Annotated in this window: 14 protein-coding genes; 11 read left to right on the top strand and 3 right to left on the bottom strand. The window is 59.9% G+C overall.

Annotated features, from left to right (window positions below):
• Positions 1–129: 129 nt before the first annotated feature.
• Entirely contained in the window at positions 130–846 is a 717-nt protein-coding gene (locus tag ACVIHF_RS11665; protein WP_456792121.1) for a helix-turn-helix domain-containing protein, read from the bottom strand.
• Between the two features lie 767 nt (positions 847–1,613).
• Here ACVIHF_RS11665 and ACVIHF_RS11660 point away from each other — a divergent pair.
• Positions 1,614–2,672: a LysR family transcriptional regulator gene (locus tag ACVIHF_RS11660; RefSeq protein ID WP_456780795.1), complete on the top strand. Its 1,059-nt coding sequence runs from the start codon at positions 1,614–1,616 to the stop codon at positions 2,670–2,672.
• Positions 2,673–2,753: 81 nt separating this feature from the next.
• Here ACVIHF_RS11660 and ACVIHF_RS11655 read toward each other — a convergent pair whose 3' ends face one another.
• Complete coding sequence (locus tag ACVIHF_RS11655) at positions 2,754–3,440, bottom strand: redoxin domain-containing protein (RefSeq protein WP_456792120.1); 687 nt, start codon at positions 3,438–3,440, stop codon at positions 2,754–2,756.
• 298 nt (positions 3,441–3,738) lie between these two features.
• On the opposite strand from ACVIHF_RS11655, the gene msrB reads away from it, so the two are divergent.
• From msrB to ACVIHF_RS11635, 4 genes are all read left to right on the top strand, one after another.
• Entirely contained in the window at positions 3,739–4,191 is a 453-nt protein-coding gene (gene msrB / locus ACVIHF_RS11650) for a peptide-methionine (R)-S-oxide reductase MsrB (protein WP_456780797.1), read from the top strand.
• A gap of 2 nt (positions 4,192–4,193) precedes the next feature.
• Positions 4,194–4,706 carry a peptide-methionine (S)-S-oxide reductase MsrA gene (gene msrA / locus ACVIHF_RS11645; RefSeq protein ID WP_456780798.1) on the top strand — a complete coding sequence of 171 codons (513 nt, stop codon included), beginning with the start codon at positions 4,194–4,196 and terminating at the stop codon, positions 4,704–4,706.
• A 309-nt stretch (positions 4,707–5,015) separates the two neighbouring features.
• Complete coding sequence (locus ACVIHF_RS11640) at positions 5,016–5,270, top strand: DUF2171 domain-containing protein (protein ID WP_456780799.1); 255 nt, start codon at positions 5,016–5,018, stop codon at positions 5,268–5,270.
• A 123-nt stretch (positions 5,271–5,393) separates the two neighbouring features.
• Positions 5,394–6,422 (top strand): transaldolase, encoded by a 1,029-nt coding sequence (locus tag ACVIHF_RS11635; RefSeq protein ID WP_456794084.1) that lies wholly within the window; start codon positions 5,394–5,396, stop codon positions 6,420–6,422.
• Between the two features lie 256 nt (positions 6,423–6,678).
• Here ACVIHF_RS11635 and ACVIHF_RS11630 read toward each other — a convergent pair whose 3' ends face one another.
• Complete coding sequence (locus ACVIHF_RS11630; protein ID WP_456780800.1) at positions 6,679–8,052, bottom strand: helix-turn-helix domain-containing protein; 1,374 nt, start codon at positions 8,050–8,052, stop codon at positions 6,679–6,681.
• A 631-nt stretch (positions 8,053–8,683) separates the two neighbouring features.
• Between ACVIHF_RS11630 and ACVIHF_RS11625 the strand changes: the two genes are divergently transcribed.
• The 6 genes from ACVIHF_RS11625 (at position 8,684) to ACVIHF_RS11600 (ending at position 13,947) form a co-directional block, all read left to right on the top strand.
• The gene (locus ACVIHF_RS11625; protein ID WP_456780801.1) at positions 8,684–9,004 is read left to right on the top strand and encodes a hypothetical protein; all 321 of its coding nucleotides are present in this window, start codon (positions 8,684–8,686) and stop codon (positions 9,002–9,004) included.
• Positions 8,982–9,278 (top strand): GNAT family N-acetyltransferase, encoded by a 297-nt coding sequence (locus ACVIHF_RS11620; RefSeq protein ID WP_456780802.1) that lies wholly within the window; start codon positions 8,982–8,984, stop codon positions 9,276–9,278. Before ACVIHF_RS11625 ends, ACVIHF_RS11620 begins: the two co-directional genes overlap by 23 nt.
• A gap of 351 nt (positions 9,279–9,629) precedes the next feature.
• Positions 9,630–10,424, top strand: a complete 795-nt coding sequence (locus tag ACVIHF_RS11615; RefSeq protein ID WP_456780803.1) for a gluconate 2-dehydrogenase subunit 3 family protein — start codon at positions 9,630–9,632, stop codon at positions 10,422–10,424.
• An 11-nt stretch (positions 10,425–10,435) separates the two neighbouring features.
• Positions 10,436–12,196, top strand: coding sequence for a GMC family oxidoreductase (locus ACVIHF_RS11610; RefSeq protein WP_456792119.1), 1,761 nt, complete (start codon positions 10,436–10,438; stop codon positions 12,194–12,196).
• A 25-nt stretch (positions 12,197–12,221) separates the two neighbouring features.
• Positions 12,222–12,599: a c-type cytochrome gene (locus tag ACVIHF_RS11605; RefSeq protein WP_456780805.1), complete on the top strand. Its 378-nt coding sequence runs from the start codon at positions 12,222–12,224 to the stop codon at positions 12,597–12,599.
• A gap of 712 nt (positions 12,600–13,311) precedes the next feature.
• Entirely contained in the window at positions 13,312–13,947 is a 636-nt protein-coding gene (locus ACVIHF_RS11600) for a nitroreductase family protein (RefSeq protein ID WP_456780806.1), read from the top strand.
• Positions 13,948–13,954 lie beyond the last annotated feature (7 nt).

The following is a 13,954-nucleotide window of genomic DNA, read 5'->3' as shown; positions in this document are numbered from 1 at the left end:
CGTCTCAGCCAGTGTTCGCCACTGGAGTGCCTCGAAAGCTAGCGCGCGTCACGCCGCGGCGGGCATGTTTCTTGATCATGCAATCGATAACAGCAGGTCATCGACTGAGCACCGACCGGCGCACCAATGTCACGTGTCCCGGCCTTCGTCCTCAGCTGCGCCTGCCCCGCCGCGCTGACCATGCGCGGAGCGCCCCTTACCCTCGGATTCTGCCGGGACGTATCCATGCACTTGGCGAAAAGCACGGAGAAAGCTGCTGCAGCTCCTATAACCGACCGCCCGCGCGATCTGCTCAACTGAAAATGTCTTCGCGGCGAGCATATCGGCTGCGCGCTTCATCCGCATTTGCCGGAGCGCGACCATCGGTGAACTTCCGATTGCGCGCACAAACCGCGCCATGAATGCGGATCGGCTCAAGCCAGCTTTCTGCGCCAAGGCCATGACGGAGTGATCGGCCGATGGCCGCGCCACCATATCGGCGAACGCATGGGCGATTTGACGGTCACTCAGGATAGAAAAGCGCTCGAGCCAAACGCTGGTCGAATTCAAACTCCGACGGATGAGCGTGACGAGCACCTGCTTCAGGATGGCGGTAGTCATCGCCCGCATTCCAACCTGCCGGCCGCTAATTTCTGCCAACGCAGCCTGCAACTTTGACCCCAGTTCGTCGTCGGGTTCGAAGCGCTCGACAATCGGCGTGGAAAGGTCAGCAAAGAGGTCGATCGACGAGCCGTAGGTGGCGCGAAAGTACCCGCAGATCAGCATCACCGCCGGGTCGACGTTCCCGGCGACAAATCGCTGGATACCCTCGCCGAAGCGGGGAATCCCATTGAGCTTCGACCACATTCACTGTTTTGGCCGCTGTGCGGTCATCAACCTCGATGTGAAACGGCTTCTTGGGCGGTGTGATGACAAGGGTGTGAGGTACCAGAGGAAATGCGGAGAAACCACTCACGATCATTCGTCCGGTCCCGGAAAGATTGTAGTGGATAGCCGGCGCGTCCGCGCTCTCGAATGACAGGCGCCAACCTGGACTGACCAAACACTCGATAAGACCAATGACTTCGACATCGAAAGTTGCCATCAGTACATCGAGATCGGATCGAGGCAATGCAAGATTTGGACGATCGGACATTTGTTTCGGACTCTCGGGGTGAGCTGATGTCCTATTCTTGGGACAGGACAATTGCAAATCTTGGTACTGCTTTATGGCTAACACGGTGCGTGCCTGCGCCCTGACAGCCTGGGTGGAAGCCTGGAACCTCCTTGACGAACGTGGGCTTGCCGCGCCCCTCATTCCGACGTTTCAGAACTGAGACCTTAGGAGATCCTAATGAACAAAAAGCACTTGATGAAAAAGACGACCGAGCCGATCCCGACGCAAACCCTGACATATGACTGGTCTCGCCTATGATGTTGCACGCAACCGCTGCGTTAATAGGAAACAGCGTCGGTGAGAACACTTTGCGCAAGACGCGGATCGACAATTCCGAGCCGGCGCACAATATCGGTTTCCGCGGAAACTCCGCGACAAACCGCTTTGCCATCGGCTCTGCCTGCTACGGCAACGAACTGGAACGGTCCGAACGAGGGCAAGTCTTTCGAGTATGAGTATGCAGCTCCAGTTTTATCAGGTGCGATATTTCTTAGCTCTAGCAAGGACACTCAATTTTACGCGGGCTGCGGAGCAATGCAATGTGACGCAGCCGGCGCTGACAAAGGCAGTACAAAAGTTAGAGCAAGAACTCGGTGGCGCGTTGATTCACCGTGAGCGTCACCTCACCCAGCTCACCGAGCTGGGCAAGATGGTTTTGCCCACACTGGAGAAGATATTTGCCGCCGCCGAGGCGGTACGGCTTCAGGCGCGAGGCTATCAAAAGAAGACAATCGCCCCGCTCAAGATCGGGTTGGTGCCGTCAGTCTCCGCCGCACTCGTTACGGAATTGCTCCTGGAAGTCGCCAGGATTATCCCTGACCTGCGAGTCGATCTGCGCGAGGCGGATGCCAACGGGCTCATTGCGATGCTTTTGGATGGCGAGATCAATGCCGCACTCGTCGGTGACGCCGTGGAGCTACCTGAGCGTATCGATCGCTGGCGGCTGTTCGAGGAGCGGTACGTGCTCGTCCTGTCTCTGAGACATCCGATGGCGAGGCAAACCGTTATCCGGCTCAAAGACTTGCATGAGGTGGAATTTCTCGAGAGGGTCGGATGCGACGTCGCCGGCCGATTCAAACAGGCTTGTTTTGCCGACCAGCCAGGCCCTAAGGTTGTGCACAGGAGCGATCAGGAAAGCCATCTTCAGGAAATGGCGTCCGCCGGTTTTGGGGCCATCCTGGCGCCAGAGCACGCTCCAAGGCTGCCGTCGCTCGCCGCTATGCCAATTGAGGGCGACCCCGTCCGGCGCGAGGTGCAGCTTCTGGCCGTGGCGGGGAGGCAGTATTCGCCCGCGCTTGACGCCTTTATCAAGGTCGCTCGTGTTCGTAACTGGACGACTGCACTGGACAAACTCCGCTGCGCGTCTGCCCCTACCTCAAGCAATGTCAATGTTCGCAAGGTTGACGCACAAGGTGCAGGCTCCTTGTTCCAGATCACAGGTCCCGGTCCCGCCTCCTCACGCCCGAGCTTGTCGCGGGCATCAACCGTCGTTGCTAAAGTGGCACGAAGTCGTTGATGGTCGAGGGACAAGCCCACGACGCAGTTGCAGTTACCCACGCGTAGCCTCTTGAATTGACTCGTCTCGTTTCCGGTTAGCCTAAGGGCGAGGCTTAGGCCCATCCAATTCGGACAGGGCAGCAAGCACGGTTTCGGTCGTCGCTCCCGTGATGGAGTCCGGCCCGACACACGCTCGACGGATGATCCCTCGTTGGTCGAGGACATATGTGGCCGGCATTGGCAACATCCAAAAGGAGAAGCCATGGGGAGCGGAGAGATCAAGGCCGCGCTGCAAGAGACGGCTCTTTATCTCGGCTGGCACCACGGACACCAGGCCGAACGAAGGGCTCACCCCAAGATCTAGGTCTGAGAGGATTTCCAGATCCAGTCGGTGATCGCATTTGAGATTGCGTGGCAAGTCTCCAGTCTCGGGCGTTATGGCAATTGCTCTGGCGCCGGCAGCGCGGATTCTGGGGGTGGCCCCGTGAAGAACCCGTAGTCCAGCTGCGCACAATGGGGACCAAGTCCCGTAAACGAAGGTGACGATCAACGGTGCAGTTTGTCGCAATTCCAAAGATAAAACGAGCTTTCCATTTGCCTCGGGGAGAAGGAAATCGGGCGCAGATTCGTTCACCTTCAGGGCGCCGTCAGGAACCCCCGCCTCTCTCAGCCATGATGAAATCAGCCGGTCGGTTCGGATATCCAGCGTGCGAAAACCGCTCAAGGTCTCCGCGGCGGGGTCGATCGTCTTACTAACCGGGCGCCCCTTCGAAACTTCATCGTCCATTCTGGTTCTCCCCCAACGGGGGCCCCTCGCAGTACCTGTCCGCGTATGTTTCTTGCATGGTGACCGTGCGTTCCGGGAAACTAAAATTCAACTTTGGAATGGAAGTCGTTGACGAATTATCTTTAGGAATAGTCGGGCGAGCGTCTCAGACCCGTCGCCTGGGCCGATAAATCGGTCCCGGCAGATTGAAACACCTCCTGGTGTCGATCCGCATGGCATCGTTTCTATAGCCGGAGGTGATTGGACGGTCGACCACCCGGTGCGTATCCTCAATGCTGAACAACGAGGAGTACGGCGAATGGCGATCTATAGGAAAAACCTCGAAGCCGTCTCGAAGTTGACTCCCGAGCAGTACCGCGTCACGCAGACCGCCGGGACCGAGCGCCCCTTCGCCAACGAATACTGGGACAACAAGGAGCCTGGCCTCTACGTCGACGTAGTTTCCGGCGAGCCGCTCTTCGCATCCTTCGACAAGTTCGACAGCGGGACGGGATGGCCGAGTTTCACGCGGCCCCTGGAGGCTGCAAACGTCGTCGAGAACGTTGACAGCTCGCACGGCATGGCCCGGACGGAGGTTCGCTCCAAGCACGGCGACAGCCACCTTGGCCACGTTTTCCCAGATGGGCCGCGCGACAAGGGCGGGTTGAGGTACTGCATGAACTCGGCCTCCTTGAGATTCATCCACCGCGACCAATTGGAGCGCGAGGGTTACGGCGCGTATGCAAAGCTCTTCGCAAAGCAGGAGGCCTGACGATGGCAGCGACTACAGAACGCGCAATCCTGGCAGGGGGTTGCTTTTGGGGAATGCAGCAACTGATGCGACGCCTGCCCGGTGTCGTCTCAACGCGGGTCGGGTACTCGGGCGGCAACGTCAAGAACGCCACGTACAGCAACCACGGCACGCACGCAGAAGCGATCGAGATCACGTTCGACCCGAGTCAGACGAGCTTCCGCGACCTGCTGGAGTTCTTCTTCCAGATCCACGACCCGACGACGCCCAACCGGCAGGGAAACGACCGAGGCGCGAGCTACAGGTCGGCGATTTTCTACACGAGCGAGGAACAACGCCGCGTCGCCGAGGACACCATCGCCGACGTGGACGCCTCAGGGCTGTGGCCGGACAAGGTGGTGACGGAGGTTTCGCCCGCTGGCGATTTCTGGGAGGCCGAGCCCGAGCACCAGGACTACCTGGAACGCTACCCGAATGGCTACACCTGCCACTTCGTCCGCCCGCAGTGGAAGCTTCCGCGCAGAAGCGCCGCCTGAGTGCGGCGCGGGGACGTGTGGACGGCGCCGGACACAGCTTACTTCGCTTCGTGAAACGAGGGTTGCGACGCACCCTCGCCAATACCCGCGCTTCCGCGCGGTCGAGGGAGCGGTCGGCGAGTGCAACGGCAACATTCATGTCCGGCCAGTTCGTGCTCCCGGACGGTTCGTGCGTCACACCGCCGGGCCACGTCCGCGCGAGCTACCAGAATTTTTCGCCGGCGCACACGCGTTGGCAATTCGCGGGTCTCTGGCTGGCGGAGCACGCTTCGCTTCGCCACAGTTGGCGAAATCACAAGGAGAGATGAGATGACCACGAACAAGATCGTCCAGAACATGGAAGTGATCGGCGCGGACGGTGTTCACGTCGGCACTGTCGACGGTGTCGCCAACGGTCGCATCAGGCTCGCCAAGGGCGACAGCGGCGAGGGCCAGCACAAGGGCCACGCGCATTTCATCGACCTCGGGCTGATCGCCGACGTCGAGGGGAAAAGGGTTCGCCTCTCGGCAAACGCGGCGGTAGCGGTCACGTTCGAAGAGGAGCAATCGGGAAAGCCCGTTTGACGAAAGAAAACCCGACGACCCTGGCCACGCGCGAGGCATAAAAAGCCGCGAACCGACGACAGGAAACCGGTTTCGCGGGCATGGTGCATGCACGACTTGAGCCGACATCGAGAGGAAAAGGCCTTGGTGTCTAAGCTGGATCAACTACGCGCAATGACAACGGTGGTCGCCGACACGGGCGATCTCGGTGCGGTGGCGCGTCTCAAGCCGGTAGACTGCACGACGAATCCAACGATCGTCCTGAAAGCTATCGACAATCCCGAGTACAGGGATGTTGTCGAAGAAGCGCTGACACGGGGACGAAAACTGAGCGGCGACGCTGCACGCGTCGCCGCCGCGACTGCCGACCGACTCGCAGTCTCCGTCGGCGTCGAGCTCTTGCAACTCGTGCCAGGCTTTGTGTCCGCAGAGGTGGACGCCAACCTGTCGTTCAATATCGGAGCATTGGTCGCGAGGGCGCGCCAGATTATCGACGCCTACAAGCAGCGCGGCGTCGGACCCGACCGCCTGCTCATCAAGCTCGCATCGACGTGGGAAGGAATACGCGCTGCAGAGATCCTCCAAAGGGAGGGCCTGAAGTGCAACATGACGTTGCTGTTGAACCGGGCGCAGGCGATTGCCAGCGCCGAAGCTGGCAGCTTCCTGATCTCGCCGTTCGTGGGCCGCATCTATGACTGGCACAAGAAGTCTGGTGGAGAGGACTTCGACCCCGCCGAGGATCCAGGGGTCCGGTCCGTGCGGGACATTTACGGATACTACAAGTCGAACGGCATCGAGACGATCGTCATGGGGGCGTCATTTCGCAACACCGGCCAGATCGAGGCGCTGGCCGGATGCGATCGGCTGGCGATCGCGCCAGCCCTCATAGACGCGCTTGCGTCCGAGGGGGGCGAGCTCAAGCGGGTCTTGGCGCCGACCGCCGTGGAGCCACGCTCCCTTCGCACGGCGGAAGACGGGATCTGCCACTGGTTCGTGAGCGAAGACGCCGTCGACATTAAGCACCTGGACCCCGCGGGTCCGATGGACGAAACAACCTTCCGGTGGATCATGAACGAGGACGCGATGGCGACCGAGAAGCTGTCCGAGGGCATTCGCGTGCTCGCGAACGACCTGAAGACGCTCCGCCGCAGGACTGCAGAACGCCTCCTGTGAGCCGCGACGTCGCCACGGCCGACAGCGAACGCAGAGCCGTGATCATCGTGATGCACCACCTGAACAACTTGAGGTCTCAAAGATCCCATGGCTGCTCGAGGAGCTCGGGCTGCAGGTCCGTCCAGCGTATCTCGCGGAGTGAAGGCCGGCGTCAGGCCGAATCGGATTCCTCGATCGCATCTTCGCTCGGCGTGGTGGGCCATACGGCAGACCTGCTCCTCAGCGAAATCTTCGGCGATGCAAACGTTCTTTGCTTCTAGCGTTGCGACCACCGAAACTCTCGAGGGGTCTCACCGAGCAAATGACGGAAATGACGTGCTAGATGACCCTGGTCGAAAAAGCCAACAGCGAACGCAATTTCTGCTAACGGAAGATCCGTCCGAACCAACATCTCCTGGGCGCGCTCAACGCGCTTTTGCGTGAGGTAGACATGCGGCGTCACCCCGGCGGATTGCTTAAACTGTCGTGCAAAATGATGCACTGATAGTCCGGCAACTCCAGCCAGCATCGAGAGATCGATAGTTTCGCCCAAATGCACTTCCACGTACTCCCGCACCCGACGCATTGCGCCCGGCGACAATCCGCCCCATGCTTGCGGTGCTGGCGGCAGGGTCGAAACATCAATTGAGCCCAGGCGCGGCCGCGTGTGCAGGTCATGGCTCGTTGGATTGTTTGAGGCAGTCACAGGGCGATCGGGTGGAGTGACAAGCGCGGGCCGACTATCATTGCTGCCGGCGATCGGTAACCGCACAGAGAAATCGGTCCGGTCCCGGTGCCGGAAAATGTCGACGTTTCGCTCGAAGATCGACCACAAGCTGGTACCTGCCCGGAGTCCACGATCATCGAGCATAAGGGACGTGCGCGCGAACCGGTTTGCGCCCATGATACGTTGGTTGCCGTCAATCGCCAGCAACATGCCTTGAGCGCCTCTCTCCGGCGGCGCTATGGCGACGATCCACTCTCGACGGAAGTGCTCACGAAAAAATCGCTCTTCTATCGCGCATGCCGATCGCAGTGTGAGCGCACCAGTGAGCGCGTGCGCTCGTTCCGAGAGTTCAGGATCGACGGCAGAGACGTCCAACACTGCCATCAATCGCCCATCAACCCCGAAGATCGGCGCACCAGAGCAGCTCAGATTAATGTGTCTGGACCTAAAATGCTGGCTTCTGTGGACCGTGACAGGCCGCTCTTCTATGATGCAGGTGCCGATGCCGTTTGTACCCTCCAACTCCTCGGACCACACTCCCCCAAGCCAAGTTCCCCAATATTTGAACTCGCTTGCCCGCATATCTTCACCGCGATGGGCGACTACGATTCCCGCGCTATCACAGAACAAGATGGCATAACCAGCTTCACGAACCACCCTATATAATTCATCTATCTCCTCTTGGGCACTAAAGGTGAGCTTATCCAGCGGTTCGCGAAAATGCTTCAATTCAGCCGGCGTAAGGATGCGCGGCGCCGTGCTATCGACTGGATCAAGTCCGTATTTTTTTACTGATCTTTGCCAGGAGCTTGATACTGCTTCCACCCCCGGCGGAGGCGCCGCCCCCTGTGCAACCGAACAAACGTGTTCGACGTGCCCAGCGAAAGTGTCGAGCGAGCTTGCAGACCGTTCCAGGAGTCCCATCACCGCACCTGGTTCACGATGGACAGGCTTACAGCAATGGCGCGCCGTCCATCTTCTGCCCGTGGCAAAACGCGCTATCGCGGCACGCGGCGCCGCAGGTCCTCAAGACACCACGGACACCTAAAATATCATCCTCGAAGCTGCATCAAGGTATACCGCGCGGAGTACCCTCGCAATCTCCGCAGGGGCAGCTGACGGTACTGCTTTCGGCTATGGAACAGCGAGCCTGACGGCGCGCCGTAGGCCAGAGTTCCAAGTAAAAAAGCAAGGGCCTCCGGTCCGGATCAAATCCCTCCAAGAATGGCTAGATCATTTGTTGGATGGTCAGCCATCGGACCAGACCTTCGCGGTCTTGTGTTCCGCTCCGAACATCCAAAGGAGAACGCTATGATCGACACTGGACATGTGGGCGCCGCGGCAGACAATATTGCTGAAGCGACGCAGCGCATCGCGACGATAGTCGCTAACGCTCGGGCCGCTCGGCACCTTCTGGATTATCGGCCGCCGGACCTAGACGAGATACGACAAGCGCTCGATTGCATCGTGAGGGACGCTTATCGAGCCAGTGACGTGATCTACCGGGTCCGCGGGCTGCGGCCCCTTCAAGGAGGCACCACCGAGGAAGGAGCGCGTGGAGATCAATGGAGCGATCCGCGACGTGCTCAAACAGACGCGTGACGAGGTAACGAAAAACGGCGTATCAGTGCTGACCCACTTCGCAGCGCGCTCGCCGACTGTCCAAGAAGATCAGGTGCAACTACAGCAAGTAATCCTCAATTTGACTATCAACGCCGTGGAAGCAATGAGCGGCATGCGCGAAGAACCGCGCATCCGTCGCCGTCCGTCCAGACACACGGCTCGCCCCGCTTGCTGCGGCGGTATCCTGGACAATCCGGCAATGAACCGGCTTGAAATGCCCTTCGGCGACGGTGCGCTCGCAGTCGCCTACTAAAAGCCGCCTCGCCCTGCTCCACACGGAGGTGCCGCAAGAGCTGTCCGGCCAAGGGTACGGATCGCGGCTGGCACAAGGCTTTTTCGAAGCGTTGCGATGCGATGGAAAAAGGGTGATCGCGAGGTGCCCCTTAATGTCTTCCTACGCCGCCCGACACCTTGAGTATGGCGCGCTCCTCGATGCTGATCGAAGACGGACGGGACGCACGCGCGCACAACGCTTCTGGATGAGGATACCTCCGCCTATCGAATGCATGACCAAAGGTAATTTCTAATTTCGTCGGCTGCGTCCGATCTTTGGGTCTGCTGGGCCGGCCGAGCACACGCGGTCGCCTCCACTAATCGAAAGCATTGCGGCGAGTCACCGTGCCACGCGTGGGCGGTAAAGGAGCCTCCATGAAGTAACCGACGACTGTTGGCCTGGCTGTTGCCGTCTCGCTGCTCGCCACCACTTTGGCGGCGCTCGCGTAGATCAGCGCAGCGGCTCCGACCGGCCCGACCGCGAACGCGCGTCAGGCAGACTGAGCTCCGCATGAGGCGACCCACGCTTCCGCCGCACAGAGGGACGCCTCGCACATGGATGATCACGCGATTACGCCGCGACAAAAAAGTGGACTGCAACTCCGATGACCAATGACCAAAGCGACAAAACCCTCCATCCGAATCGTCGAGGCTTTCTCGGCGTTGCCGCCGCCACGGGCGCCGCTTCGCTGGCTCCGGGTGTCCTGATAGGAACCGTCGTGACAACCGCGGCGCGCGCGGAAGCACCCGAACCGGCCTCCTCCCAATCCGTCGATGCTTCCGCGAGTACTATCGCTGCCAAGTTGCCGTCGCCAGTGCCCGGCTATCTGTCTTTCGGCCCGGACGAAGCCGTCTTCGTCGAAGTGATGGTCAACGTGATGTGTCCCGCGGATGCGCTGACACCCGGCGGCGTCGATTGCGGGCTTGCGGCCTACGTCGACCGACAACTGGCAGGCGGTTTCGGTAAGGGCGCACGCCTTTATATGCGCGGCCCCTGGCGAGAGGGTAAGCCAGAACTGGGTTATCAATTGCCGCTCACACCTGAGCAGTTTTTCAAGGCGGGACTCGCTGCCGCGGATGCGGCCTGCCGGAAACGCAATGGCAAGGCCTTTAGTGAATTAGATGAGATTGGTGCCGACCGATTTCTCCATGAAATTGCCGACGGCAAGGTGACGGACGAGCGCGTCCAGCTCGCCTCGTGGTTCAACGAACTCGTCTATCCGCTATTTGAGCAAGCTTGTTTCGCCGATCCCGTTTACGGCGGCAATGTCGGCAAGGTGTTTTGGAAGGCGATCGGCTATCCAGGTCTCCCCGCGGTTCATTCCCAGGACATGGTCGATTTCCGTGGCAAGCCCTTCCCGGATGCCGCCAATCCGAAATCCATCGCCGACTTCGCGTAAGGGTAGAAATCATGGCTATACGCTTGAAACATCGCACCGTCGTTTTCGTTGGCGGCGGATTTACGGCGGCGCTGGCTGCTCGCCAGCTAACAGCCAAGGGCGTCGATGTCGTCGTCCTTGAACGTGGAATCGACCGCACCCACACTGCCGCAACAAGCCTGCCATCGCAGCGCGACGAACTGCGCTGGGACGTGCATGGTGATCTCTTTCAGGATTGGTCCGTCCAGACCTACACGCTTCGCCATAATGATGGCGAAGCGGCTCTGCCGATACGACGTCTCCAGGCCTTCAAGCCCGGCGAGGGAATGGGCGGTGCGGCCAATCACTGGAACGGGCAGACCTGGCGCTGGAGCGAGTCTGACCCTGTTTTGCGCACCCACCTTGAGAACCGGTATGGAAAGAAGGCCATTCCAGCTGAAATGGCGATCCAGGATTGGGGCGTCACCTATGCAGAGATGGAGTCCTATCACGATCAGTTCGAAAAGCTGTTCGGCATTGCCGGCAAGGCAGGAAATCTGCGTGGAAAGGTGCAGGAAGGCGGAAATCCGTTCGAGGGACCACGGCAGAGCGAGTTTCCGCAAAACCCTCTGCCTATCACCGAAGCGGGCGTGATCTTCAGCGAGGCAACCAAGAAGCTAGGCTACAAACCTTTTCCCTTGCCGGCAGCAAATTCGCCGGAGGCCTACACCAATCCCGATGGTATGCAGCTTGGTCAGTGCCAGTTCTGCGGCCATTGCGAGCGCTTCATCTGCGAAGCCAACGCCAAGGCGAGCCCCGAAGTTCTGCTTTATCCGATGCTGAGAAAGCGCGAGAGCTTCGAATTGCGTCTGGAAACGCATGTTCTCGATATTCTTTATGATCGTAAGGCAAAACGCGTGAGAGGCGTTCGCTACATCGATCGCGTAACCGGCGAGGAGTATGAACAGCCGGCCGACGTCGTCGTACTTTCTTCCTTCACGATGTCGAATATCAAGTTTCTGCTGATGGCGGGGATCGGGACGCCTTACAATCCCAAGACTGGTCACGGGCTGGTCGGCAAGAATTTCTGCCACCAGACGATGTTCGGCACGCGTGTCTTCTTCAAGGACCGCTGGATCAACCCGTTCCTGGCATCCGGTGCGTCACAGACCGTGATCGACGAGTTCAACGGGGACCATTTCGACCACAGCAGTCTTGGCTTCTTCGGAGGCGGCTACATCTACGCCAACGTGACGAACGGACGGCCGATTACGAGCCGGGCTGTGCCGCCCGGCACGCCGAAATGGGGCGCGGAGTGGAAAAAAGCCAACGCGGATTGGTACGCACATAATTTCAGCATAACTGCCCATGGCAGCTGGTATCCGCATCGGGAGAACTATGTCGACCTCGACCCGACCTATGTCGACGCCTATGGGCAACCGCTCTTGCGCATGACGTTCGACGTTCGCGAGAACGAGCGCAAGATGTCGGTATATCTGTCGAAAAAGATCGACGAGATCGCCAAAGCGACCGGTGCCGACATCGCACCGCCGACAGCCCCCCGCAAGGGGCCGTACGATAGTCGCGTGTATCAGACCACCCATGTCGCTGGTGGCACGATTATGGGAAGCGATCCTGCGACGAGCGTCGTCTCCCCTCACCTGCAGCACTGGAATGCGCAAAACCTGTTTGTCGTCGGTGCATCCGTCTACCCCTTCAATGCAGGCTACAACCCGACAGGCCCGCTAGGGGCTCTCGCGCTTCGACTCGGCGACGACCTCAACGATTATGTCGCGCGGCCGCGCCACCTCTGATCCCGACCTAAAAAGGACGTTCCCTATGAAAAGCGCGGGAAAGATTGGCGCGTTTATCGCGGTGCTCGTACTTGCGGGAGCAACCGCGAATCGCGGCTACGCACAGGACGCCGAGCACGGAAAACCCATCTTCAAAGCTTGCGCAGCTTGCCATGCGACAGATCATGCCAGTCGCGCCGGGCCGGGCCTGGGGGGACTCATTGGCAGGAAGGCGGGTACGGTTCCCGGCTTCAGCTATAGTAACGCGATGAAGAAGTCCGACATTGTCTGGGATACGAAGACCCTCGATGCGTATCTGGAATCGCCACAGCAAGTGGTTCCCGGAAACAGGATGCCCTACGCAGGGCTGAAGAACCCGACGGACCGAACGGACCTCGTTGCCTATCTTGCTACGTTGAAGTAACGGCTCATTGAGCGAGGCGTCAGCAAGACGCCATCCATTCGCACGCTAAACATCGATGCCGCCGACCAATGTGTGCGGGCGTCGGAATTGCGTGATGCTGTGTCTGAAATCCTCACCGCCATGCGTTCTGGGCGTGCTGCCTGTGCGCTTCGAGAGCAGCGGCGATACGCGATGCGGTTCCCTGAAAAGACCGAAGGGGCGCACGCGCACAGCGCTTTTAGGAACGATACCCCGCGCTTATCGAATGCATGACCAAACGGAATTTCTAATTTCGCCGGCTGCGTCCGATCCTGAGGACCACTGGGTCGGCCGAGCACGCGGCCGCCTCGACATCGCATGAAGCCATTGCACCGGGCCACCGCGCCGCGCGCGGGCAACAAAGGAGACCCCCATGAAATTACCGAAGACCGTCGGCCCAGCTGTTGCGGTCTCCCTGGTCGCGGCCACCAAGGCGGCGCTCGCGTAGATGAGCGAAGCCGCTCCAGCCGGTCCGACCGCGAACGTGGTGGACGCTGATATGTGACTGGTCAAGCCGCCGCCCTACACCAAGCAGTTCTGGAAGCGAGGTCACACTGTTCTGCCTTCGTTTTCGGAAAACTACCCGTGGTTCCTGGCATTAGATGTCGAACGGACCCATCGCCGCAGCATTTTCAACAGAGAAAGCGAAAGCACTCTCGTACCTCAACCTATCCCTTCACCCATAGGAATCGCCATGACCGACGGAATCACCATGACCAACGGCGTCATCGAATGCATCCTGAGCCGCAGCGCCACCAAGTACTTCGACCCTGCCGCCACCTTGAGCGACGAACAAATCCGCGAGCTGGTGAGAATCGGCACCACCGCGCCGACGTCCTTCCACCTGCAGAACTGGCGCTTCATCGCCGTACGCACGCCTGAAGCCAAGGCTCGGTTGCGTCCGCTCGCTTGGGATCAGCCCGCGATCACCGAAGCAGCCGTTACCTTCATCGTCTGCGGCGTGTTGGCCGATTCCAGCGTTGTACCAGAGCGTCTGGCACCGCTGGTGGAAGCGGGCATCATGCCGGCAACGATGGTGCCTGAATGGGAAATCCCCGCACGCAATCTGTACATGGAATACCCGCAGCGCCAGCGCGACGAGGCAGTACGCACCGGCACGTTCGGCGCGGCGGCGATGATCTATGCGGCCCGCTCGCTGGGCCTGGGTTCGACGCCGATGATCGGTTTCGACGCCGAAGCGGTGCACCGCGAGTTCGGACTGGCCGAGGACGAAGTACCGGTCATGCTGTTGTCCGTGGGGCCGGAGCGTCCGGGAAACTGGGCGCAGAAGCCGCGCCGTCCGGTCGCAGACGTGCTGGATCTCGTATAAGTATTAG

Source organism: Bradyrhizobium sp. USDA 4506, assembly GCF_054058795.1.
The sequence above is the reverse complement of the archived record's forward strand: the minus strand, read 5'-3'. Positions and strand labels throughout refer to the sequence as shown.